At 68.3% G+C, this 23828-nt stretch carries 23 protein-coding genes and 1 riboswitch; of the genes, 10 read left to right on the forward strand and 13 right to left on the reverse strand.

The genetic code is table 11. The features are described 5' to 3' along the window. Positions 1-83 precede the first annotated feature (83 nt). Positions 84-617, reverse strand: a complete 534-nt coding sequence (locus V7787_RS22400; RefSeq protein WP_336089627.1) for an SRPBCC family protein — start codon at positions 615-617, stop codon at positions 84-86. A gap of 90 nt (positions 618-707) precedes the next feature. Here V7787_RS22400 and V7787_RS22405 point away from each other — a divergent pair, with 90 nt between their 5' ends. Continuing rightward, positions 708-1019 carry a hypothetical protein gene (locus V7787_RS22405; protein WP_336089628.1) on the forward strand — a complete coding sequence of 104 codons (312 nt, stop codon included), beginning with the start codon at positions 708-710 and terminating at the stop codon, positions 1017-1019. Between the two features lie 160 nt (positions 1020-1179). On the opposite strand, the gene V7787_RS22410 is transcribed toward V7787_RS22405, so the two are convergent. Then, positions 1180-1617, reverse strand: coding sequence for a hypothetical protein (locus tag V7787_RS22410; protein ID WP_336089630.1), 438 nt, complete (start codon positions 1615-1617; stop codon positions 1180-1182). Between the two features lie 402 nt (positions 1618-2019). Between V7787_RS22410 and V7787_RS22415 the strand changes: the two genes are divergently transcribed. After that, complete coding sequence (locus V7787_RS22415) at positions 2020-3057, forward strand: hypothetical protein (protein ID WP_336089632.1); 1038 nt, start codon at positions 2020-2022, stop codon at positions 3055-3057. A gap of 487 nt (positions 3058-3544) precedes the next feature. On the opposite strand, the gene gcvH is transcribed toward V7787_RS22415, so the two are convergent. The 6 genes from gcvH to V7787_RS22445 all read right to left on the reverse strand — a co-directional run bounded on the left by gcvH (position 3545) and on the right by V7787_RS22445 (position 8565). Next, positions 3545-3940 carry a glycine cleavage system protein GcvH gene (gcvH, locus tag V7787_RS22420; protein ID WP_336089633.1) on the reverse strand — a complete coding sequence of 132 codons (396 nt, stop codon included), beginning with the start codon at positions 3938-3940 and terminating at the stop codon, positions 3545-3547. Positions 3941-4225: 285 nt separating this feature from the next. Next, the gene (locus tag V7787_RS22425; RefSeq protein WP_336089635.1) at positions 4226-4864 is read right to left on the reverse strand and encodes a 2-hydroxychromene-2-carboxylate isomerase; all 639 of its coding nucleotides are present in this window, start codon (positions 4862-4864) and stop codon (positions 4226-4228) included. Beyond that, positions 4861-5997, reverse strand: a complete 1137-nt coding sequence (gene gcvT, locus V7787_RS22430) for a glycine cleavage system aminomethyltransferase GcvT (RefSeq protein WP_336089637.1) — start codon at positions 5995-5997, stop codon at positions 4861-4863. The genes V7787_RS22425 and gcvT overlap by 4 nt, the downstream gene beginning before the upstream one ends. A gap of 393 nt (positions 5998-6390) precedes the next feature. Next, on the reverse strand, positions 6391-7155 hold the full coding sequence (locus V7787_RS22435; protein WP_336089639.1) for a hypothetical protein: 765 nt from the start codon (positions 7153-7155) through the stop codon (positions 6391-6393). A 3-nt stretch (positions 7156-7158) separates the two neighbouring features. Beyond that, positions 7159-7599, reverse strand: a complete 441-nt coding sequence (locus tag V7787_RS22440; RefSeq protein WP_336089640.1) for an NfeD family protein — start codon at positions 7597-7599, stop codon at positions 7159-7161. Between the two features lie 3 nt (positions 7600-7602). Further along, positions 7603-8565: an SPFH domain-containing protein gene (locus V7787_RS22445; protein WP_336089642.1), complete on the reverse strand. Its 963-nt coding sequence runs from the start codon at positions 8563-8565 to the stop codon at positions 7603-7605. Between the two features lie 87 nt (positions 8566-8652). Here V7787_RS22445 and V7787_RS22450 point away from each other — a divergent pair, with 87 nt between their 5' ends. Genes V7787_RS22450 through V7787_RS22460 form a run of 3 tightly spaced genes read left to right on the forward strand, consistent with a single transcriptional unit; the run spans position 8653 to position 11552 of the window. Then, positions 8653-9276, forward strand: a complete 624-nt coding sequence (locus V7787_RS22450; protein ID WP_336089643.1) for an RNA polymerase sigma factor — start codon at positions 8653-8655, stop codon at positions 9274-9276. After that, positions 9269-10264: a hypothetical protein gene (locus V7787_RS22455; RefSeq protein ID WP_336089644.1), complete on the forward strand. Its 996-nt coding sequence runs from the start codon at positions 9269-9271 to the stop codon at positions 10262-10264. Before V7787_RS22450 ends, V7787_RS22455 begins: the two co-directional genes overlap by 8 nt. A gap of 40 nt (positions 10265-10304) precedes the next feature. Further along, the gene (locus V7787_RS22460; protein ID WP_336089645.1) at positions 10305-11552 is read left to right on the forward strand and encodes a PDZ domain-containing protein; all 1248 of its coding nucleotides are present in this window, start codon (positions 10305-10307) and stop codon (positions 11550-11552) included. Positions 11553-12008: 456 nt separating this feature from the next. Here the strand turns inward: V7787_RS22460 and V7787_RS22465 are convergent, their stop codons facing one another. From V7787_RS22465 to V7787_RS22485, 5 genes are all read right to left on the reverse strand, one after another. Next, a complete protein-coding gene (locus V7787_RS22465; RefSeq protein WP_336089646.1) occupies positions 12009-12968 on the reverse strand; it encodes a DUF6607 family protein in 960 nt (319 codons plus the stop codon). A 50-nt stretch (positions 12969-13018) separates the two neighbouring features. Further along, positions 13019-13612: a hypothetical protein gene (locus V7787_RS22470; protein ID WP_336089647.1), complete on the reverse strand. Its 594-nt coding sequence runs from the start codon at positions 13610-13612 to the stop codon at positions 13019-13021. A 3-nt stretch (positions 13613-13615) separates the two neighbouring features. Next, positions 13616-15910 carry a TonB-dependent hemoglobin/transferrin/lactoferrin family receptor gene (locus V7787_RS22475; protein ID WP_336089648.1) on the reverse strand — a complete coding sequence of 765 codons (2295 nt, stop codon included), beginning with the start codon at positions 15908-15910 and terminating at the stop codon, positions 13616-13618. 340 nt (positions 15911-16250) lie between these two features. Then, positions 16251-16505 carry a hemin uptake protein HemP gene (gene hemP / locus V7787_RS22480; RefSeq protein ID WP_336089649.1) on the reverse strand — a complete coding sequence of 85 codons (255 nt, stop codon included), beginning with the start codon at positions 16503-16505 and terminating at the stop codon, positions 16251-16253. Between the two features lie 166 nt (positions 16506-16671). Next, positions 16672-17643 carry an aldo/keto reductase gene (locus V7787_RS22485; RefSeq protein ID WP_336089651.1) on the reverse strand — a complete coding sequence of 324 codons (972 nt, stop codon included), beginning with the start codon at positions 17641-17643 and terminating at the stop codon, positions 16672-16674. 76 nt (positions 17644-17719) lie between these two features. Between V7787_RS22485 and V7787_RS22490 the strand changes: the two genes are divergently transcribed. The 5 genes from V7787_RS22490 to V7787_RS22510 all read left to right on the forward strand — a co-directional run bounded on the left by V7787_RS22490 (position 17720) and on the right by V7787_RS22510 (position 23366). Beyond that, entirely contained in the window at positions 17720-18664 is a 945-nt protein-coding gene (locus tag V7787_RS22490) for a hypothetical protein (RefSeq protein ID WP_336089652.1), read from the forward strand. 104 nt (positions 18665-18768) lie between these two features. Further along, a riboswitch (yybP-ykoY riboswitch) is annotated at positions 18769-18863 on the forward strand. 140 nt (positions 18864-19003) lie between these two features. After that, on the forward strand, positions 19004-19594 hold the full coding sequence (locus tag V7787_RS22495) for a TMEM165/GDT1 family protein (protein WP_336089653.1): 591 nt from the start codon (positions 19004-19006) through the stop codon (positions 19592-19594). 146 nt (positions 19595-19740) lie between these two features. Then, the gene (locus V7787_RS22500; protein ID WP_336089654.1) at positions 19741-20880 is read left to right on the forward strand and encodes a GGDEF domain-containing protein; all 1140 of its coding nucleotides are present in this window, start codon (positions 19741-19743) and stop codon (positions 20878-20880) included. Positions 20881-21084: 204 nt separating this feature from the next. Then, positions 21085-22383: a NupC/NupG family nucleoside CNT transporter gene (locus tag V7787_RS22505; RefSeq protein WP_336089655.1), complete on the forward strand. Its 1299-nt coding sequence runs from the start codon at positions 21085-21087 to the stop codon at positions 22381-22383. Between the two features lie 5 nt (positions 22384-22388). Next, entirely contained in the window at positions 22389-23366 is a 978-nt protein-coding gene (locus V7787_RS22510; protein WP_336089656.1) for a ribokinase, read from the forward strand. Positions 23367-23828 lie beyond the last annotated feature (462 nt).

Below are 23828 nucleotides of genomic sequence, written 5' to 3' on the forward strand. Positions count from 1 at the left end.
TTTGTTTTCTGGCCGAGGGAAGCGAAAGACCGATCGTCGCAGCGGCCTGGGCGGGTTCGCTTCGCCCGATCTTGAGTCCCGGCCTACGGCGCGCCGGTCTCCAAGACCTGCTTCAACTTCGCCAGGCCCTTGTCGTAGTCCTTGCCGACCATCGAATCGAGCAGCAGGCCGAACCAGCGCGAGACCAGGTTGTTGCCGTGTTCGCTGTCCAGGGCCCAGGTCACCCGCGTGCCGCTGCCTTGCGCCTGCAAGGTGAAGGTGCCGGTGGCCTGAGTGCCTTCCAGGTCCATCGTATTGACCACCTTCTGCTGCGGCACCGACTCGGTGATGCGCTGACTGCCCTTGCCGACCTTTTGCCCTTCCCAGGTCATCGTCGCGCCCACGCCGGACTCGGGGCCGCTGTAGGCGTAGCTGGCGGTCGGTTCGATGTCGAACCACGGCGACCACTCGTTGAAGCGCTTGTAGGAATCGAGGATCGCGTGCACTTCCGCGGGCGGGCGTTCGATCGTGATCGAGCGTTCGACGTGACTGCGCGAAGGCAACAGGAACCCGCCGACGACGAACGCGACGGCGAGCAGGACGACTAGGTAGAGCAGGCCCTTGAGCAAGGACTTCATTGGCGCACCCCCATGGTGGACGTGGACCGATGCTAACCAATGCCGGCCGCGTGCGGTGTCATGGGGCTGGGGTCGCCGACGGGAGGCGCGGTGGTCGCGGTGGTCGCGGTGGTCGCGGTGGTCGTGGTGGTCGTGGTGGTCGTGGTGGTCGTGGTGGTCGCCGTGGTCGCGGTGAGGTTAGGTGAGCCGTTGCGGGATCTTTGCGCGCGAGGTCCAGCAGTCATTAGTCGCCCCGCCCCGGCTTTGGCTACACGCAACTCCGGCGCCGACAGCGCCCCCCCCACCCCGTCATTCCGGCGAAAGCCGGAATCCATTTTGATCTTGCTGGTGACCTTTGCCGTTGCTTCACCGAAGCCAGGGCAAGAGCAGGATCAAAATGGATTCCGGCTTTCGCCGGAATGACGGCGGGTGAAGATTCGCCAAGCGGCTGAGGGTTCGCGCCGCAGACGCGCCGCCCCGCTCTCGCGACATCCCCACCGATAAACCCCCGCCCATAAAAAAACTCTCCCCCCGCCTGGGCTGCGGGGAGAGAGTTCTGATTACGGCTAATCGGGGATTTTTATTAGATCAGCGGAGCCGGGGTTGCCGGCATCGCAGCGGCCTTGGCCTTGCGCGGACGCTTGGCGGCCTTCTTCGGGGCCTTCTTGGCGGCCTTCTTAGCAGTCTTCTTGGCAGCCTTCTTAGCGGCCTTCTTCGGGGCCTTCTTAGCCGCCTTCTTGGCGGTCTTCTTGGCAGCCTTCTTGGCGGTCTTCTTGGTCGCCTTCTTAGCAGCCTTCTTCGCGGTCTTCTTGGCGGCCTTCTTCGCCGTCTTCTTCACGGCCTTCTTGGCGGCCTTCTTGGCGGTCTTGCGGACGGCCTTCTTGGCGGTCTTCTTCACAGCCTTCTTGGCGCCCGCCTTCTTGGCGGCCTTCTTCACGGTCTTCTTGGCGCCGGCCTTCTTGGCGACTTTCTTGGTCGCTTTCTTGGCGGAGGGTTTCTTAGCAGCTTTCTTAACGGCCATGGGATGGCTCCTCGTCAGTGATGATCAGGGATGATCAGTGGTAGTGCGGTAAGCCCAGTACTAAAGAACTCTGTGGTGGCAGAGCCGCGGGAGTCGGACCCGCGTGCAACCGCCGGCGCGCTGGGCGCGTCGGAACGGATCGGGGATCGCGTCCGGCCGTGGCGGCGGCAGGACCGATGGCGTACCCGCCGGAAGGGCGGGCGTGGCAGGCCGCGAAACGGGGCGGCCAAACAAAAACCCGGGCCGCCGAATGCGAACCGGGTTGCTGGAAGCAGGACGCCAACGATGTCATCAGGGATTTGGATGTCATCGGCGAAGAGAGCGTGGCCAACATTTCTGCAGAGGAAGCGAACCCTGCGTCCACCGTTTTGATTGTCCGGGCGGAGGTTCGAATTGTGCTGCGTGTTGTCGCGCTGGGTTTTCTCACTCTCTTGGCAGGAAGCGTCTGCTGGGCGAAACCTAATCACGCTTTTTCTGACTGTCAACAACCCCGGCGATTTTTTTTCCGGACCCAAACCCGGAACCGCGCCGCCGCCGACCGCGCGCGCGCCGTCGCCGATCGCGCGCGCGCATCGACGACGCGACAACGCGTTTCGATCGACATCGCTGAAACCCAAGCGTGGCGCGGGTTTCAGCGCACTGACTTTTTTCGATTCGATTTTTTTTCGAAACCGCGCGCGCGTTCGCCGACGCGTCGAAGGCGTCCTCGGCGACCTGTACCGGAAGAAAAAATTCCTCTTCGCGGCGGTCCCGGATTTCGCGTCGCACAAGCCCGATTGCGCGAAAGTGCGCGAACTTTTTTCGGCCGCGACGACCGCTCGAACGCCGCCGCGCGCGTCGGCGACGGGGCGCGGGAGACCGCGAACGCGTCTTCCGATACCCGAGCGAGGCGGTCGAGAACGCGGCGACGCGCGAGCGTGGACCGCGCGCATCGACGCCGTCCCGCGTCGGTCGCGGCGCGCACGCAGCTACCGTTCGTCTGCCCGGACGGCACGGTCGCGCGTCGTCGTTCGCACGCGCGCCGAGTCGGAAAGCGTTTACGCCGATCCGCGCGCGGGTCGCTCGATGGCGGCGGCGACGCGCGGCGCCGATGTCGGAATCCTGTCGCCGCATCGGCGCGGGCGAATCCGCGGGGCGAGCAATCGCCACGCGAAAGTGGCGGCGCGTGTGTTGCGACGACCGCTTCGCAGCGCGTTCGCTCCGCCCTGCCCAAGCCCGCGATCGCCGCGGGCCTTCACGCGGGATACACGCTTTCACGACGACGCCGGGCGCTTGCGTCATCCATCGCCGCTGCCGACGGCGCGGTGGTTCTGGTCGCCGCGAGTCGTCGCTACGGATCGATGGCGCCTGGCCGAATCGCGTGCAAAAAAACCGCGCCCGCACCACTCGCGCCAGCGAGCGTCGCAAGCGTTCGGCAGGTATTTCACCGAGGATTCGTAGCGACTAAGGCGAGCGAGCGCGACGACCGCGTGGGCGTTCGGCCCATCGCCACGCAATGCGACTCGCCGACCCTCGAACCCGTCGCGACGGTCCCCATCCGGTCGTCCTCCGGCTTGTGCTCTTGGTGAGGTTCGACGATTCAACTGCCCGCTCGCGAGGACGTCAGCGCCCTCGCCTGGCGACGCCCGCGCGCCGCGCGATCGCGCGCCTCGCGCGCATTGCCACCTTGGATTCGCATTCGACCACCTCGGCCCGACGTCGCCGCAAGGCACACCCGCGTCGCTGGCGACACCTCGCCCGCGACCGCCGTCGACGGACGCCGGCTGCATCGCCGATGCCGACGGCGAGCGCGCCGGCCGACCCGCGTTCGCGGACCGACCGCGCGAGGCGGCCGCGCAAACTAAAACGGGGAGCGAGTCCGGTGCCGCGTCGCGGTCCGGTCTGCGCTCCCCGTCGGCCAGGGCCGTCGCCGGCCGTGGCGGATGGATCAGTGGTCGTCTTCTTCGAGCAGCTCGGCGTAGTCGTCGGGCGCCAGCAGCTCGTTGAGCTGATCGGGCTCGTCGATTTCGACGGTGTAGATCCAGCCTTCGCCGTAAGCGTCTTCGTTGATCGTTTCCGGCTTGTCGGCCAGCGCGGTGTTGACCGAGGTCACGGTACCGGAGACCGGCGCGTAGACGTCGGAGGCGGCCTTGACCGACTCGACCACGGCGCTGGCGTTGCCGGCCTCGACGCGGTCGCCGACGTTGGGCAGTTCGACGTAGACCAGGTCGCCGAGCAGGCCCTGGGCGTGGTCGGAAATGCCGACGGTGACTTTGCCGTCGCCTTCGACGCGGGCCCACTCGTGGGACTTCATGAACTTCAGATCGCCGGGAATTTCACTCATGGCAGGGGCCTCGAACGTTGCAGGGAGCGGCGGGTAGTGGCGCGTAGTTTAAACATGCTGGCGCGCCATGGGAGGGGGGATGCGGTCGGAGTGTCGCGGCGGAACCAAATTCGGGGCGGAACAAGCGAAGCACAATCGCAGATACCTCGCGCAAGTGGCGGGCGGTGCGCGATTTCGATCGCCGCGGGCGGATCGGCGCGCGGCCTCGGCATAGACTGAATCGATCCGGACGACAAGCGGCGGCGGATGGTCGGCCGCGCCGAATCGTCGACGGCGCGCCCAGTATCAGCGAGCGCCGGTCCCGAACGGTTCGCGCCCGCTCAGCAACGCCTCGCGCAGCGCCTCGACCCGGTCCTGCCCCCAGAACGGTTCCTCGCGCCACACGTAACCGGGCAAGCCCGGCAAGTCGGCGGCGATGGCCGCGGCGGTGTGGGCCTGGTAGCGGGCGGCGACCGCGTCGCTGTCGGCCGCGGCGAGGATCGCATCGGCATCGTGACCGTGATCGCGCAACAGCTGCGCGATCACGCCGCGATCGGCCAGATCGCGGTCCTCGGCCCAGATCGCCCGGAACGCGCCGTCCATGTACGCGGCCGGGTCGCGGCCGGCGTCGCACAGGGCGATCGCGCAGCGGTCGGCCAGGCCCGGATCGACCGGGAAGAACTTCGGCGACAGATTCAGCGGCAGCCCGCGCTGCGCACGCGCGCGCTGCAGCTCGATCAAGCGGTAGCGCTGACGCGCCGGCGCGCGCTGGCCCAACGGCAGCCCGCCGTTGGCCGCGAACAGTTCGAAGATCCGCACCGGCTTGTAGACCAGCCGCGCGCCGGTCTCGCGCGCGAGCGCGAGCACCGGTGCGTGGCCCAGGTAGGCGTAAGGCGAGATCAGGCTGAAGTAGTAGTCGATCTCGATGGCGGCCGCGGCGCTCACGCCAGCACGCCGTCCTGCGCCTGTCCGTCGCGCACGAACGGGAACTTCACCACCCGCACCGGCACTTCCTTGCCGCGGATGTCCACGCGCACGTTGCCGGCCGCGCCCAGCGCGATCTCGCCGGCGGGCACGCGGGCGAAGGCGATCGACTTGCCCAGGGTCGGCGAGAAGGTGCCGGAAAGAATTTCGCCGTCGCCGTAAGCGGTCAGCACTTTCTGGCCGTGACGCAGCACGCCCTTCTCGTCCATCACCAGGCCGATCATCTGGCGCGCGGCGCCGCTGTCCTTCTGCTGCTGCAGCGGGCCGCGGCCGATGAACTCGCGCGCCAGGCCTTCGGCGTTGGCGTCCAGGGCCACGGTCCAGGCCAGCGCGGCTTCATACGGCGACACGGTGTCGTCCATGTCCTGGCCGTACAGATTCATGCCCGCTTCCAGGCGCAGGGTGTCGCGCGCGCCGAGGCCGGCCGGCTTGACCCCGGCCGCGAGCAACGCGTCCCACAGCGCGACCGCGCGGTCTTCCGGCACCACCACTTCGAAACCGTCTTCGCCGGTGTAGCCGGTGCGGGCGATGAACAGCGCGATGCCGTCGGCGGTCTGGGCCTCGCCGGCGACGAATTTGCCGAGCTTGCCGATCCGCGCGCGGTCTTCCTCGCGCAGCAGGCCGATCACCTTTTCGCGCGCGTTCGGGCCCTGCACCGCGATCATCGCCAGTTCCGGACGCTCGGTCACCGACACCTCGAACGCTTTGGCCTGCTCACCGATCCAGGCCAGATCCTTCTCGCGCGTGGCGGCGTTGACCACCAGGCGGAAGTACTGCTCATCGAGGAAATAGACGATCAGATCGTCGATCACGCCGCCGTTGGGGTTGAGCATGCAGGTGTACAGCGCCTTGCCGGACTTCTGCAGCTTGTCGACCGAATTGGCGACCAGATTGCGCAGGAAATCGCGCACGCGCGCGCCGCGCAGATCGACCACGGTCATGTGGCTGACGTCGAACATGCCGGCGTCGCGACGCACCTGATGGTGTTCCTCGATCTGCGAGCCGTAACTGATCGGCATGTCCCAGCCGCCGAAATCCACCATCTTGGCGCCGAGTGCGCGGTGGGCGTCGTTGAGGATGGTCTTCTGGCTCATGGGGGCGTGGCCTGCTGATGGGGGTGGGAGCCGGCGATTATCCCAGAAGCGCGCGGCGCGCGGCGGATCGGCGTGGGCTGAATCGTGGGTACGCAGCCGCATGGTGCTTGCGTGGGAGCGTGCGAGTGGCGGTGTATCGGGCGGATGGCGGCGTAACTGTGATTTCGCGGTCGCGGCTTGCGCCGCTCCTACAGGCAGCAGCCCGGCCGCGACGCGACTGCAAATCCGACGGTAGGCGCTGCGCGAGCTGCGACCGCGAAAACGCGGACGGCGGCGCGATTTCACCCGGGCGCAGTTACTTCATTGACGCGGTCGCGGCTTGCGCCGCTGCTACAAAACGCGGGCGGCGCGACGGCAAAAAACGGGCGATGCGCGGGGAAGGCGGTGCCGGGTTTATTCCCCTTCGGCGCCTTCGTTGTAACAGCTTACTTCGGTTGGCTTGACCGTAATGAAGCGGCCCTTGCGCCGGTCCAGCTTCACCGCCCAGCGCACCGCATCGAACATCTCGCGCGCATCGGCGCCTTCCACCGCGGTGTCGACGATGGCGATCACGCCGGGGTCGTTGACGCCGTCGATCATGCAGGTCGACATCGACACGCGCTCGCCGCGTTGCAGCTTCGGATACGGCACCACGTCGGTGATCTTCCAGCGCGCCTCGTTGCCGATCCGGCCGACCAGTTCGCCGGCGTAGAACTTCAACGAGCGGTCTTCGGCATCGTCGATGGTGCCGATGCTGCGCGCGCAGATCTGCTCGGCGCTGCGGCCGCTGCCGACGCAGCCGCCGGTGTTGGATTTGTAGCCGTCCGGATACGGCGGCACGACCCGGCCGATCCAGTCGCCTGCGCCGGCCTTCGGCTCGACCGACGCGGAATGCGCGGGCCGCGACGCCGCTTGCGCGGCGGGCGCGGTCTGAGCGGTGGGCGCGGCCTGGGCAAACGGCGAGGCCGTGGCGGCGATGCAGGTGCCGGACAACACGACCAGGCAGGCCGACATCGCCGATGCACGCAACGCCCGCTGGGCCAGCGCGCGCCGGGTCGGAACATGGTTATTGGGAAAGACGCCTGCGCTACCTACGCGCTCGGCGAACGCGCGACGCGTCCAGGCCCGCTTGGCGAAAGCCTGCTCGATCGCAACCGGCCTGGCGCGCGCGGCGGTCATCGTTCAACTCGCCGGCTCGACCCGCAGGGTCATGCCGTCGGTGGCGACCACCCGCACCATCGCGCCGGCTTCCAGCTCCGGCCCGCTCACGTCCCAGAACGCATCGGCGATCTGCACCCGCCCGCGTCCCTGAACGATGCCGCGTTCCAGCGGCACCACCCGCCCGACCAGTTGCTCGGCGCGGCGGTTCAACAGCGGTTGGTCGCTCTGCCGCTCGCGGCCGCGGAACCAGGTCCGGTAGACCTGGATCGAGGCGAAGCTCAGCAGCACGAACGCGGCGACCTGGGCCAGCACGGTCAGATCGGGAAACGCCAGCACCAGCAGGAACACCGCGGCCGCGGCCAGCCCGAGCCACAGCATGAACGCGCCGGGCGCCAGCGCTTCGGCCGCGAACAGCAGCAGCGCGATCGCCGCCCAACCGATGGTCTGCCAGCTCCACGACATGGCTCAGCCTCCGCTGCGCGGCGCCGGACGGGCGCCGGTCTGGCTTTGTTGGTTGGCCAGCGCGTCCTTGGCCAATTCGGCGATGCCCGCCAGCGAGCCGATCACCCCGGCCGACTCCATCGGCATCATCACGAACTTCTGGTTCGGCGCTTCGGCCAGCGACTTGAACGCTTCGATGTACTTCTGCGCGATGAAGTAGTTGATCGCCTGCACGTTGCCCGAAGCGATCGCGTCGGAGACCAGCTGGGTCGCCTTGGCTTCGGCCTCGGCCAGGCGTTCGCGCGCCTCGGCTTCGCGGTACGCGGCCTCGCGCTTGCCTTCGGCTTCCAGGATCGCGGCCTGCTTGTCGCCCTCGGCGCGCAGGATTTCCGATTGGCGGTGGCCCTCGGCTTCCAGAATGTTGGCGCGCTTCTCACGTTCGGCCTTCATCTGCCGGGCCATCGAATCGACCAGATCGCGCGGCGGCTGGATGTCCTTGAGCTCGATCCGGTTGACCTTCAGGCCCCAGGGGTGGGTGGCCGCGTCGACCGCGTTGAGCACCTTGGTGTTGATCTCATCGCGCTTGGACAGCGATTCGTCCAGGTCCATCGAACCGATCGCGGTGCGGATGTTGGTCATGACCAGGTTGAGGATCGCGATTTCCAGCTGCGCGACTTCGTACGCGGCCTTGGCCGCATCCTGGACCTGGAAAAACACGATCCCGTCGACCTTGACCACCGCATTGTCCTTGGTGATCACGTCCTGGCTGGGCACTTCCAGCACCTGTTCCATCATGTTGATCTTGCGGCCGACGCCGTAGATCACCGGCACCAGGAAATGCAGGCCCGGGTCCATGGTGTGGGTGTAGCGGCCGAACCGCTCGACCGTCCATTGATAGCCCTGCGGCACCATGCGCACGGTCTTGAACAGCAGGACCACGCCTGCGAATACCACGATCAACGCCAGCAGCCCGGTGCCCGTTCCCATGACGCCCCCTCCTTGTCCGATGGGCGCAGTATAGGCCCAGCCCCGCGACTGCGACCCTTCACGCCCTTGCCGCATCCTTGTCTGGGAATGCCGCCCGAACCGACTCCATCGCCGCTGCCCGCCCCCGCGCCCGACCGGCCGGCGTCGAGCTTCGCCATCGACGTCCCGGAGACGTTGCTGGCGCGCGTGCGCGCCGGCGAGGCCGCCGCGTTCGAGCAGATCTACCGTTGGTTCGAGCGGCCGGTGTTCAATTTGGCGATCCGGATCGGCGGCGACCGCGACGGCGCGACCGACGTGCTGCAGGAGACCATGTTGAAGGTGTTCACGCGGATCGGCGACTTCCGCGGCCACCGCGACGGCAGCGGCACGCCGTTCTGGGGCTGGCTGCGCCAGATCGCGGTCAACGAGGCGCTGATGCGGTTGCGCAGCCAGCGCCGCCACGAACACGCGCCCGAGCCGGACGACGAATACCTCGCCGACGACCGCGCTCCGCCGCCGCCGGCCGCGGCCGACGCCGCGGCGCTGAACCGGGCGCTGGCGCAGTTGCCGGCGCCGACCCGCAGCGTGCTGTGGCTGTACCACGCCGAGGGCTATACCCACGAGGAGATCGCCGCCTTGATGCAGCGGTCGACCAGTTTTTCCAAATCGCAGCTCGCGCGCGGCGGCCGTCGCCTGCGCCAGTTGCTGGAACCGGAGCAGGCCCATGCCTGATCGCAATTCTCATCCGCCGCGCGACTGGGGCGAAGCGTTCGCGCTGCTGCCGCAGGAACCCCCGCCGGCCGACGGCTGGGCGCGCATGGCCGCGAGCCTGGCCGCCACCGCCGGCGCCGCCGAGGCGACGTCCGATCCGACGCCGACACGCGCCGAGCCGCGCCACATTCAAGCCGCGCCGCGGCGCCGAGTCGCAACCCGTCCCGTGCGGCGCTGGGCGATCGCGGCGATGCTGGCCGCGGCGCTGCCGCTGGGTGTGTGGTTGGCCTTGAACGCGCAACGGCCGACGCCGCAGGCGCCCGCGTCCGATCCGGTCGCCGCCGCGCCCACCGCTTCGACTGCCGTCACCGCGACCGATGCGAAGCCCGACGCAAGCGCTGCCGTCGCAGTGCAGACGCCGGCAGTCAGCGACACCGGCCCACGCGCCGCAAGTCCGAACGATTCCGACCGCCGCCCTCTCGCTGCACCGGACACGCGGCAGGCGACGGCCGATCCCATCGCTCCGAATCGGTCCGCCGACGCCATCGCGTCGCCGCGGCGCTCCTCCGCGGCGGCCGAACGCATCGCCAAGGCGACCGCGGCCAACCGTCCCTCAACGCCGTCGCGCGTCGACGACGCCACGGCGACGCCGACCGGCGACACCGCGACTCGCCTCGCCGATACCAGCGACAACAGCTCCGCCGACACCATCGCCCGCCAGCTGCGCGATCTGCAAGCCGAGTCGGCCCAGCTCGAAGCCCTGGTCGCGCTGACCCGCGACGAACGCGTCGGCAATGCCAGCGCCACGGTGATGAGCGCCGATCTCGACCAACGGCTGGGCCTGATCGACGCCGGCCTGATCGACGCCGCGCTGTCGCCCGAACAACGCCTGGCGCTGTGGCAACAACGCGTCGGCGCGCTGCGTTCGCTGGCCGGTGTGGAAAGCACCCAGCGCTGGCTGGCCGCGCACGGCGAACGCTACGGCGACGCGCTGGTGCGGGTCGACTGATGCCTGTCTGTCTCAACGAATTCGCGTAACGGAGATCCTCATGTCCCATATCCGCTTGCTTCCCGCGCTGTTGTTCGCCGCGATCGGCGGCGCGCTCGCCGCCCCGAGCACGGCGCCGGCCGATGCGCCGCCGGCGCGCAGCTATCACCGCACCGTGCTGATCCATCCGGCCGCCAGCGGCGCGGTGCTGTTCGCCCAGGCGCGTCCGCACGTGCTGCCGATGCCCGGCAGCGCGCGCACGCCCGGCGGCCTGCCCGACCCGGTCGCCAAGCCGGTGTTGATCCGCGACGACATCCGCGGCCCGCAACTCGGCGTGATCCTGGCGCCGGACGACAACAAGGGCGTCGGCATCGTCGCGGTTACCCCCGGCAGCGCCGCCGCGCAGGCCGGATTGCGCAGCGGCGACCGCTTGATCGCGGTCGACGGCAAGGCCATCGCCGGCAAGGACGGCGACGCCCGCCTGCTCGGCGCGCGCGCGCTGCTGAGCGGGCTGCAAGCCGGCAAGACCACCCGCATCGGCTACCTGCGCGACGGCCGCGAAGCCAAGGTCGATGTCACCCCGCGGATCGGCGAGCGGGTGATGGTGTTCGAGAACGCCGACGGTTCGCAGATGGTCGCCAGCGGCCGGGTCAAAATCATGCATTCCGAGGACGGCACGCTGGACGTCAGCGCCAATTCGATCGAACACACCGCGGCGATCGCGCCACGGGTGCGCACCGAGATCTACCGCATCGGCCCCGACCAGGACTGCAAGGGCAAACCCTGCACGCTGCCGCTGATCAGCGAGGCGCTGCGCTGGAACGACCTGAATCTGGCCACCGTCGACGCCAAGCTGGGCCGCTACTTCGGCACCCAACGCGGCGTGCTGGTGCTCAGCGCGGGGCCGAAGCTCGGCGGTTTGGAAGCCGGCGATGTGATCCAAAGCATCGGCGGCCGCGCGGTGGCCACGCCGCGCGAGGCGATGGACGCATTGCGCGACAAGCCCGAAGGCACTCAGGTGGACGTCGGTTACTTGCGCGACCGCACCGCCGCCAAGCTCAAGCTCACCGTGCCCAAGGCGGTGGCCTGGGTGCCCCCTGCGCCCCCTGCGCCGCCCGCGCCTCCGGCTCCGCCGTTGCCTCCGACCGCGCCTGTGCCTGCGGCGCCCGCACCGCCGAAAGCGCCTGCGCCGCCTCCGCCGCCGGTTCCGGGCAAGAGCAGCGCGATGCCGATACCGCCCGCGCCGCCGGCACCGCCGCGGTGGGCTTCGGCCGGGGGCACGCATATCTATATGTCTCGCGTCGATTGAGCGAATCGATGCGGGGTTCGGGGTAGGCGTCGGTGCCCAACGGAGTTCCCGCGGGCACACGCCGCTACCGCTACCGCTACCGCGACGCGACGCGACGCGACGCGACGCCGAAAAACCCACACCACCGTCATTCCGGCGAAAGCCGGAATCCATTTTGATCTTGCTCTTGCTTGAAACTCTGGGGCAGCAACGGCAACAGCAACAGCAACGTCAAAATGGATTCCGGCTTTCGCCGGAATGACGGGTATGAAAGTGACGCGGCTGGACCGGCCACTCCGCGGCACGCGTCTACTAGATCGTCGACGCAAGCCGATTCGACCGATCCGCCAACATGCGATACCCGCCCCAAGAAAAAGGCCGGGCATCCTGCCCGGCCTGTTCCGATCATCGATCCGGCATCCCGCGTTCCTTCGCGGCCCGCGCCGGCAATCCTGGGCGGCGATCAGCGCCGCCGCGTCACTCCGCCGGCGCCGCGGTCACCCACTTGGCGAACACCGCGTCGATGTCCTTGTCGGCGACCTTCTGGCCTTTCTCCAGCTTTCCGGCTTGCTCGAACAGCGGAATGATCATCGCCATGCCATCGACCTTGGTCTTGAGCAGCACGCCCGGTGCGCGGCCCAGGTAGCGGTCCCAATGCGCGCGGACCTTGGCCCAATAGCCCTGGGTAGCTTCCCAGTACTTGTAGGCCGGCTTGAAGTCGACGTCCTTGGTCTTCTGGTAATCGTTGAAGCCGAACTCGCGCGCCAACTCTTCCTGGCTGCCGTCGGGCTTGCGCAGCACCTTGGTGTTGAACTGCTCGTGGGTCCAGCCGTTGGGGGTGATGGTGTGGCGGTTGATCGCGGCGACCGCGTTGTAGTCGCTGCGCTTGGTGTACTCGCGGCGCGGCAACGGGCGCCAGCTCGAATCGCTGGTCCAGGTGGCGACGTTGTTGTGGTAGTCCCAGCGGCCGGTGCCGCAGTAGCGCGGCGCGTCGCTGACTTCGAAGACGCACTGGGTCCAGGCGCCGCGGTTGAGCTCGGCCGGGATCTTGCGCACGTGCCAGGTCTGATCGGCGCTGAACTCGAAGCGTTGCGGCGCCTCAAAGGTCCAGTCCTGGCGCCAGTGCTTGGTCACGTGGCCGCTCTTGCCGTCGACCAGGATGTGCTGCAACACCAGCTTGGTCGGGGTGTCCTCGACCACGATCACGGTCTCGTTGCCGCCGCTGCGCATCGCCGGCGCGCGCTCGTAGCCGGGCTTGAGCAGCACGGTTTCGTCGAAGGCGAAGTCGACGATGTACTCGCCCTGCATCGCCAGAATCGAGGCGCGGTCGCGCTCGATCGACGGCGCCTGCGCGGCGGGGGCGGATTGGGCCAGCGCCAGCGGGCTGAACGACAGGCAGATCGCCAGCAGGCTGGCGCGGTGGGACATAAGGGTCATGGTTGAACTCGGTGGCTCTATGGCTTTGGAAAGAAAGGAAGGAAGCGATCTCACGCGTGCGCGGGCCCGGCGCCGTCGCGCAGGCCCGAGGCCATGCAGCAGCAGACATCGGCCCGCGCTTGCAGGCGCGCGCCCTCGCCCGCGGCGATGCGTTGCGCGCGCGCGTGGCCCAGCGCCGACAGCTCGGCGCCGTCGGCCAACAACACGCAATGGCCGGCGTCGTCGCGCAGCACCTGCAAGCGCAGCACCTGCGCCTGCCAGCGTCCGCGCAGACGGCGCAGCCAGCGACGACGCAAACGCGCCCACAGGCCGCTGCGCGCTTCGCCGCCGCTGTGCGCGGGCAACTCGGCGGCAGCGTCGTCCCAAGCGAGAAAATCGCTGTCGGGCAACAGGTACAAACGCCAGCACACCCGCCCGGCGGCGTCGCGGAACAACAGCGCTTCGCAGGCGTTGTCGCCGTCCTGGCGACTGACCCGTTCGGCGCTGCACGCCGCCAGCCAGCCGTCCAGCGCGTCGCGATGGCGGCGCGGGTGCACGCACAACACCGTCGCCACCGCCGCCAACCGTTCCGGCGACGGCAAACCGGCGCGGGCCGATCCGACGTTGGCCAGCGCGGTAGCGGCGATGAGCGACAGCGCGCGCACGGTTTACCAGCTCACCGCGACGCTGGCGCCGACGTTGCGGCCCGGCGCGCTGTAGCGGTCCAGCACGGTGCTGGTGGCGGCGAGGGTGCCCGGGATATCACCGTTGTCCCAATACTTCTTGTCGCCGAGATTGAACACGCCGACGTTGAACTTGGCGCCCGGCGCGAAGTTCCAGTGCGCCAGCAGATCGAGCACGCCGTAACCGGGCGCGGCGAAGCGGTTGGGCGCCGGCAGATCGCTCTTGCGCTTGGCGAAACGGCCGGCCAGCTCCACGCCCCAGACGTCGCGGTCGTAGGCCACGCCGACGGTCGCGGTCAGCGGCGCGATCGATTCCAGCGGACGGTCGGCGGTCTTGTCCTCGCCCTTGCTGTAGGCCGCGGCGAAACGCGTCGACCAACCGGCCAGCGACGGCGACAGCTCGCCGAAGTCCACCCCGCCGCGCAACTCGACGCCGCGGATGCGCGCCTTGGCCACGTTCTGCGACTGGAACACGATCAGCGGCGTCTGCGGCGGCGCGCTGACCTGACGGCTGGATTCGATGAAGTCCTTGTAGTCGTTGTAGTAACCCGACAACTGCGCGTACACCGCCTTGCCGCTGAAGCGCAGGCCCAGCTCGTAGCCGTCGCTGGTCTCGGGCTTGAGGTTCGGGTTGGGGATGGCGGTGTAGCCGAACTGCAGGTTGGTGAAGCCCAGATTGACGTCGTTGTAGGGCGGCGCGCGGAAGCCGCGCTGATAGCCGCCGTACAGCGACCAGTCTTCGGCGAAGTGCCAGACCGCGCCGAGCTTGGGCGAAACGCTGGTCTTGCTCAGATCGCTGACCTTCACGCCCGGGTTGTCGGTGGTGAAGATCGCATCGGGCTTGACCCGCAATTCGTAACGGTCCACGCGTACCGCCGGCACCAGCCGGAACTTGCCGTCGGCGAAGCGGATTTCGTCCTGCACGAACACGCCGGCGTTGCGGGTCTGGCTAACCGGGAAATCGCGCACCGGGAAGGTGTCGGGCGAAATCGTGTTGCTGACCGCGCCGGTGGTCAGATTGATCGCGCGGCCGTCGCGCTTCTGGCGGAAGTCGGTGTGCTCGTATTCGAAGCCGTAGGTCAGGGTGTGTTCGACCGAACCGGTGGCGAAGTCCTTGTGCGCGGTGGCTTCGGCGCCGTACACGCGCTGGTCGAAGTTGAATTCGCGCAGGCGCAGGGTCGGAGAAGGATTGTTCGACACATTGACGCGCTCCTCGCGGGTGCGCTGGGTGGTCTCGCTGTCCTGGCGGTAAACCTGCCAACGCAGCGAATCGGCCAGCACGCTGTCGAGCGAATCGATTTCGTGCGCGAACGACACCCGCGCGCGGGTCTGATGATCGTCGCCGTTCTGCGACAACACCCGCACCGCCGGCGCGCCGGGCATCGACAACGCGGTACCGCGCGCAGTGAACACTTCGGTGTCGGTCTGGTCTTCGCTGCCTTCCACGGTCAGGCGGAAACGCTGGTTTTCGCTGGGGGCGTACACCAGCTTGGTCAGCAGGCTGCGGCCGTCGCTGTTCTGCGGGTTGGGCTTGGTGCGGCTGCCGTCGAGGGAGTCGCGGGTGCCCTTGTTTTCGGTCTCCTGGCCTTGGTGATGGTTGACCACCACCAGTCCGGACCAGCGCTCGCCGCCGAAGGCCGCGGTGGCGCCGCCGTACAGGCCTTCGTTCTGGCTCTCCACGCCCAGTTTGAGGCCGAAGTAGGTCTTGGCGCCGTCTTTGAGATAGTCGCCCGGATCCTTGGTCACGAACGACACCACCCCGCCGAGCGCGTCGGAACCGTGCAGGGCGCTGCTCGGGCCGCGCACCACTTCGACTTCCTTGACCGTATCCAGATCGACGAAATTACGCCCGGCGTTGGAGAAGCTGCCGATCAGGAAGCTGTCGGACACCGACACGCCGTCGACCAGCACGCGCACGCGGTTGCCGCCCAGGCCGCGGATGCGGATGTCGCCCAGGCCGAAACGGTCGCGGTTGGCGCCGACGTCGATGCCGGGCTCATAACGGAACAGATCGCGCACGTTGCGGACCATTTCGTTGTCCATGCGCTCGCGGTCGATCGCGTTGACCGTGGCCGGCACGTCCTGGACCTGACGCTCGGTGCGGGTGGCGCTGACCACCACGCGGTTGAGTTCGTTGACCTCGGCCGCGGCCGCATCGGGCGCTTCGGCGGCGTGCGCGGCCGGCAAGGCCAGCACCACGGCCAGGGCCAGCGCGGAACGCGCCGGAATGCGGAGGGAGGTGGATCGTGCAGGCGTTGCCTGGAATTGGACGCGGGACATGCTTCGACTCGGATGAGAGGTGAGACCTAGGCGAGCTGGCATCCGAAACGAATGGGGCTGGCAGCCTTGGAGAGAGAAGGTGCTGGCGGGCCGCTGAGGGCCTGTGCGCTCGCCGCGCCCGGGGGACCGGGCACGGCGGGCGATGACGCGGGCGTTGCGGCGTTTGCCAGAGCTGCGGCGGGCCGGTCGGGGCCGCTGGAGCCTGCTGGACTGCAAACCAGTCCGGGGCGAGGCGGTCGAATCGGTTGGGGAGAGGGAGCCGTCGACAGCTGCTGGCGCTCGGTTCGGCCTGACCAGCAGGGTGCTGGACGGGCTTGGCCGGGACGCGTGTTACGCGGGATTACTTGGTCAGGATCAACTTGTCGTTGCGGGTGTGACGCAGGCGGTAAACCTCGCCGCCGTGGCGGATCAGCACCTCGCGCGCGCCGCGCAGCAGCGCGGTGCTTTCGATCAGAACGCCCTGGGCGGCGGCGACGACGGCAGACGTCACGGCCGCGGCGGAAGCCGGGGCCACGGCGGCGACGGGCGCGGCGACGGCGGTCAGGGAACGATCGGTACGGGGCTTGAGCTGCAGCACGGGGTTGCGCAGAGACATGGCGGTGACTCGTTCGGGGGTGGGCTCCCGAATGATGATAATGATTCTCATTTGCCAGTCAACACGCAAACACAGGAATCTGTGATCGCGCCCGTGAACACGCCCGCCCAGGCAAGCTCGGCCGACGGACGGTCCAGCTCTGACGGTCCCGTCCTGACGGTCCCGCTCAGGCGGTCGCCGCCTCCACCCGCTGCCAACCGGCCTCGTCGATCCGCCCGGCCAGTTCCAGCGCGTCCAGGTTCTGCAACAGCTGCTCGACCCGGCTGGCGCCGAGAATCGCGCTGGACACATGCGGATTGCGCAGGCACCAGGCGATCGCCAACGGCGCTGGGGCCACGCCCAGCTCGCGCGCCACCGCCGCGAACGCGTCGGCGCGCTGCAACCGGCGCTGATCGGAACTGCCCACCGCGACCCGCCGCAACCATTCCTTGTCGGCGTGGCCCAGGCGGCTTTCGCCGTCGAAGCCGGCGCTGTATTTGCCGGTCAGCAGGCCCGAGGCCAGCGGCGACCAGATCGTCGTGCCCAGGCCCAGCTCGGCGTACAGCGGCGCGTATTCCAGTTCGACCCGCTCGCGGTGCAGCAGGTTGTATTGCGGCTGCTCCATGCTCGGCGCGTGCAGATGATGAGCGCGCGCGGCTTTGTGCGCTTCGCGGATCAGCGCCGCCGGCCATTCCGAAGTGCCCCAGTACAGCACCTTGCCCTGACGGATCAGCGTATCCATCGCCCACACCGTTTCCTCCACCGGCGTGTCGGGATCGGGGCGATGGCAGAAGTACAGATCCAGATGCTCCACCCGCAGCCGCCGCAGCGCGGCGTGGCAGGCTTCGGCGACGTGCTTGCGCGACAGCCCTTTCTGGGTCGGCCGCGGTTGTTCGTGCGCGCCGAAAAACACTTTGCTGGAGACGCAATAACCATCGCGCGGCAGGCCCAGATCGGCGATCGCCTCGCCCATCACCCGCTCGGCCTCGCCGTTGGCATAGCCTTCGGCGTTGTCGAAGAAATTGATTCCGCGGTCCCAGGCCGCGGCGATCAGTTCGCGCGCGGTGTCGCGGCCGATCTGCGCGCCGAAGGTGACCCAGGCGCCGAAGGACAGCGCCGATATCTGCAAGCCGGATGAACCCAATCGTCGGTATTGCATGCGCGGACTCCAATCCAGGGGTCGATTGCAGGCATGCTACGCCCGGATCGGCCATGAAGAAGGACGGTAAGCGGCAATGGCAGTGAAAACCCGGGGCCTGGTGGTGGGCCTGATCGCGATCGCCGCCGCATTGGCGGGCTGGCAGTACTGGCGCGCGAGCGCGCCGCAGGCGGCGAGCGCCGCGCCGGACGCCAGCGCGCAGGAGCCAACGCCGCAAGCACAGCCGACAACTTCGGTTCCGCCCGTCGACACACCGCGCAAGATCGAGCCGATCCGCGACAACTATCGCAATCCCCAGTTGGCCGAACTCAAAGGCCGCGCCGACGCCGGCGACAGTCGCGCCTCGTGCCAGCTCGGCATGGAACTGCTGCGCTGCACCGACACTTCGGCGGCCGAACAAATGCTGGCCGCGGCCGAGGAAAACTCGCGCCCGGATCTGCCGCCGGATCAACGCGCCTACATGACCAAGCTGGAAAACCGCGCGCGGCAGATGCTGGCCGAATGCCGCAACACGCCGGCCGATTCGTGGAAACAAGGCAACCACTATCTGCGCCAGGCCGCGCTGGCCGGCGAGCCGGAAGCGATGTACCGCTACGCGCGCGGCGATTCGGTGCTGGTCGACTACTCGCACATGAACTCGCCCGAGTTCGATCGCTGGCGTTCGGAGGCCGGCAACATGCTGCAGTTGTCGTTCGAAGCCGGCTATCTGCCGGCGGTGTTCGATCTGATGGTCGCCTACAGCGACAACTCCTCGCCGCTGACCGGATTGATCGCCAACGACCCGACCAAGGCGCGGGCGATGCGGATTCTGATCGGCCGTCTGGCCGGCCGCCCCACCGATCGTCCCGAATCGCGTTACGCCAACCTGGAACCGGCCGCGGCCGCGCTCGCCGCGCAATGGCAGCGCGAGTTTTTTCCGACGGTGAAACCGCCGTTGCAGAAGATGCCGCGGGTGATGCCGGCCGGATTCTCGGCGTTGTATTCCGATGAGCCCGATCAACCCGCCGCGTGCTCGCAGTGATCGGTGAATCCAGCGAATAGAGCGCGGCCCAATGCAGCCAATAGAGAACGCTTCTTATTTGCTGCGTGCCGGCGCGGGGCCGGCTACAATCGCCGCACTTTCCTCCTCCGGGGAGTAGCCCACCCGCCGCCGACCAGGTTCGCGGGGGCATGCGTCAACACACTTGGCCCTCAGGCCATGGCGCATGCACGGCAGCCGCGCGCGATCGTGCCCCGCTTCGGGACCACGGCCGGCGCAGCGACCACGGGCAAGACCGAAGGCAGGCGTTGCGCGAAACCCGGGTCGGGCCGCGTGGCGTTTGCTTTCGTGTCCACGCGAATGCCCGACCCCGGAGTTGTTATGGATCTGTCCTCTTTCCCGGCCTGGGTCGTCGCCACCGGGGTGTCCACCAGCACCGTCGCGCTCGCCGAAATCGGCGACAAGACGCAATTGCTGGCCCTGCTGCTGGCCGCGCGCTTCCGCAAGCCCTGGCCGATCATCGCCGGCATCCTGCTCGCGACCTTGCTCAACCACGCCCTCGCCGCCTGGTTCGGCACCCTGGTCGCGCAGTGGCTCAAACCCGAGGTGTTGCGCTGGGTGGTCGCGGCCAGCTTCCTGGCGGTGGCGCTGTGGACGCTCAAGCCCGATCAGCTCGATGAGGGCGAGACCAAGTTCTCCGCGCGCGGCGCCTTCATCGCCACCACCATCGCGTTCTTCTTCGCCGAAATCGGCGACAAGACCCAGATCGCTACTGTGCTACTGGCGACCCGCTACGAGCCGCTGTGGGCGGTGATCGTCGGCACCACGGTCGGCATGTTGCTGGCCAATGTGCCGGTGGCCCTGCTCGGCAGCCGTTTCGCCGACCGCCTGCCGTTGAAGACCGCCCGCTACGTCGCCGCGGCGGTGTTCGCGGCGCTGGCGCTGTGGGTGGGCGTGCGCGGCATCGGCTGATCGCGCCGGTTTAGTCCGGCCTGGTTCCGCCCCAGCGGAGACGCAAGTCGTAATCCCACGCCGGAAACGCGGATCCGGCGTGGGCTGGAGCGGCTCTCGCGCTATGCTCGCGACGGCGGCGGCGAGCCGCAGGGACAGGAACCGGGATGTACCAAGGCGTAGGCGGTCGGATGCGCGGCGTGATCGTGGCGCTGTTGTCGCGACCGGACGAAATCATGCTGGAGATCGGCGCCGGCGGCGAGCTGCTGGTGGCGCGGCTGCGCGCGGTGCTGGCGGCGATGTTGCTGCTGTTGCCGCTGTTCAACGCGATCGGCGGCGGCAGCGTCAAGGAAACCATGATCGGCCTGGGCGGGGCGATCGTGGTCAACGTGTTCTCGCAATTGTGGCTGGCGCTGGCCCGGCGCCAGCGCCGCTACCGCTGGCTGCCCTTCTCCACCGCCGCCTTCGACGTCACCGCCACCAGCCTGGTGCTGGTCGCTTTGGCCGTGCAGCATCTGCCGGCCGGGCTCAACAGTCTGATCGTGTGGTGCGGCTATCTGCTGGCGATCCTGATGACCGCGCTGCGCAGCGACGGCCGGGTGACCTTGTTCTCCGGCGTGCTCGCGCTGCTGCAGTACGGCTTGCTGATGGCCTGGGTGTTCGCGGTGGCCGACTCGCCCGAAGACCTGATGTCCAGCGACTACGGCGCGGTCACCCTGGGCAGCCAGACCCAGCGCCTGGTGCTGTTGGCGATGACCACGGTGGCCACCTCGATGGTGGTCTACCGGATGCAGCGGCTGATCGAGATGTCCGGCACCGACGGCCTGACCCGGCTGCCCAACCGGACCTGGCTGACCCACCGCATTCCGCGCCTGTTCGACGCGGTGCGCCGCGACGGCGGCAGCCTGACCCTGGCCCTGATCGACCTGGACCACTTCAAGCGGATCAACGACGACTACGGCCATCGCCTGGGCGATCGCAGCCTGCGCCATCTGGTGGCGGTGCTGCGCGAGCAGTCCGAGCCCAGCGAATGGCTGGTGCGCCTGAGCGGCGGCGAGTTCCTGCTGGTGATGCGCAAGCCGCTGGGCACCGCGTTCGAGGAAGTCGACGCGATCCGGCGCACCGTCGCCGAGCGTCCGTTCGAACCCGGCCGCGGCGCCGAGCCGCTGTGGCTGAGCTTCAGCGCCGGGCTGGTGACGTTTCCGCAGGAGGGCAGCGACCTGTCGCGGCTGTTGCGCCGCGCCGATCTGCGCCTGCAGCGGGCCAAACAGTCCGGCCGCAACCGGGTGGTGGCGCGGGATATCTGAACGATCGCGCCCGAGTCGGCCAGATCGGCCGCCGCCCGCAGCCGCCCGCGCAGCCGCCGCCGGCGCGCATCCGTACGTTTTTCAAGCCTTCCGCACTGCACCCGCGTTGCGCCGCGGCTTGCCGCCCAGGCGCCCAGCCACTAGGCTGCGCCGACTAATTAGACGTCAAAAAGCCGCCGGGGCTCCGGCGCCGGGGAGAGTGGAGTGGATTCGATTGCACGCGTGGGCTTCGGCCTGTTCGGTTTGGCGGTGCTCGTAGGCATTGCGTGGGTGTTTTCGGTCAAGCGCCGCGCGGTCGACTGGAAGCTGGTCGGCACCGGCATCGCCTTGCAGATCGCCTTCGCCGCGGTGGTGCTGCTGGTGCCGGGCGGCAAGGATGTGTTCGACGCGATCGGCAAGGGCTTCGTGCACGTGCTCGAATTCGTCGGCGCCGGCTCGAAGTTCATCTTCGGCGACCTGATGGACGTCAGCAAATTCGGCTTCATCTTCGCCTTCCAGGTGCTGCCGACGATCATCTTCTTCTCCGCGCTGATGGGCGTGCTCTACCACCTGGGCGTGATGCAGGCGGTGGTGCGCGGCATGGCCTGGGCGATCACCAAGGTCATGCGCGTGTCCGGCGCGGAGACCACCAGCGTCTGCGCCAGCGTGTTCATCGGCCAGACCGAGGCGCCGCTGACCGTGCGCCCGTACATTCCGAAAATGACCGAGTCCGAGCTGATCACGATGATGATCGGCGGCATGGCCCACATCGCCGGCGGCGTGCTCGCCGCCTACGTGGGCATGCTCGGCGCCGGCGACCAGGCCGCGCAGGCGTTCTACGCCAAGCACTTGCTGGCCGCCTCGATCATGGCCGCGCCCGCGACGCTGGTGATCGCCAAGATCCTGGTGCCGGAAACCGGCGAGCCGCTGACCCGCGGCACGATCAAGATGGAAGTGGAAAAGAACACCGCCAACATCATCGACGCCGCCGCCGCCGGCGCCGGCGACGGTTTGCGCCTGGCGCTCAACATCGGCGCGATGCTGCTGGCCTTCATCGCCCTGATGGCGCTGATCAACGCGCCGCTGACCTGGATCGGCGAGCACACCGGCCTGGCCGCGATGCTCGGCAAGCCGACCGACCTGTCGACCTTGCTCGGCTACCTGCTGGCGCCGATCGCCTGGGTGATCGGCACGCCGTGGAGCGACTCGGTGCTGGTCGGCGGATTGATCGGCGAAAAGGTCGTGCTGAACGAGTTCGTCGCGTATACCCACCTGGCCGACATCGTCAACGGCAAGGTCGCCGGCGCCACGCTCAGCGATGAAGGCCGCTTGATCGCCACCTACGCGCTGTGCGGCTTCGCCAACTTCAGCTCGATCGCGATCCAGATCGGCGGCATCGGCGGGCTGGCCCCGGAGCGTCGCCAGGATCTGGCCCGCTTCGGCCTGCGCGCGGTGCTCGGCGGCTCGATCGCGACCTTCATGACCGCGACCATCGCGGGCGTGCTGACCCACTTCTCGGCGTAAGCGGCATGAGCAACGCCAGTTCCGGACGCGTCGTCGTCGTCGGCTCGTTCAACGTCGATCACGTCTGGTCGCTGGCCGCGTTGCCGCGCCCGGGCGAAACCTTGGCCGGCACCTACCACACCGGCCCCGGCGGCAAAGGCTTCAATCAAGCCACCGCCGCGGCCCGGGCGGGCGCTCAGACCAGCTTCGTGTGCGCGCTCGGCGAAGACGCCGGCGGCCAACTCGCGCGCGCTCTGGCGGCCGGCGACGGCATCGATCTGCGCGACCTGCGCAGCGACGCGCCGACCGGCACCGCCGGCATCTACGTCGACGCCGACGGCCGCAACAGCATCGTGATCGGGCCCGGCGCCAACGCCGAACTGTCGCCGGCCTTCGTCGCCGGCCAATCCGCCGCGCTGGATGCGGCGCAGGTAGTGCTGGCGCAGCTGGAAACCCCGGTCGAATCGGCCGCGGCCGCGTTCGCGCGCGCGCGCGAAGCGGGCGGATTGACCCTGCTCAATCCCGCCCCGGCCGACGCCATCGCCAGCGACGCCTTGTGGGCGTTGAGCGATGCGATCACCCCGAACGAAACCGAGTTCTGCGCGCAATTGCGCCGCCGTACCGGGATCGAGCTCGATCCGGATACGCTGGCGGCACAGGCCGACGCGCAGTTGCATGCGCACTGCCGGCGGCTGCTGGCGCACGGCAGCGTGGTGATCACGCTAGGCAAATCCGGCTGCTTCGTCTCGCACGCCGACGGCGCGTTGCGCGGCGACGCTCAGGCCTACTACCGGGTCGCGGCGGCGGCGGTGCGCGCGGTCGACACCACCGGTGCGGGCGATGCGTTCAATGGCGCCCTCGCCGCCTCGTTGGCGCGCGATGGCGGGCTCGGGTTCGCCGAGCATGTCGCTTATGCCAATCGTTATGCCGGCTTGTCGACCGAGCGCGCCGGCGCGGCGGTGGCGATGCCGCGCGATGCGGAGTTGAAGGTTCGGTTCGGCTGATCGCCCGCAAGGGCCGCCACGGCAGTTTGCGGAACTACATCGCGGCACCAACAAATGGTATCCAGCCAGTCCTTCGCATCTGCGGGACTGCGGAACTGCGTACGCGACTGCAACTCGGCAACCGCAGAAAACTCAACACGCCGCCGAACCAGGATAAGAAACTCGGCGCCGGACGCATACCTTGAGCAATAGATCGCGCTTCGCTGACCTCAGGCGAGGGCAGCTCCCTGCTGCGCATTCACGCGGGAAACGGCCAGCGATCCGATCGCCCGCAGTCACAAGGCGTCACAAGCCAAGCAACTTAAAACCAAACTACGAAGCCACATTTTTCCTTATCGACGCGGCGCGCAACCTACCTGGCACAGCACAAAACTCGTGTTTATCGATTAGAAAAATACAGCGTTATTGACCCTATCGTTGCGATCCATCGGCAAATAGACTTTTCCGGAAGCGGCCGACTCG

The organism is Pseudomonas sp. CGJS7, assembly GCF_036961695.1.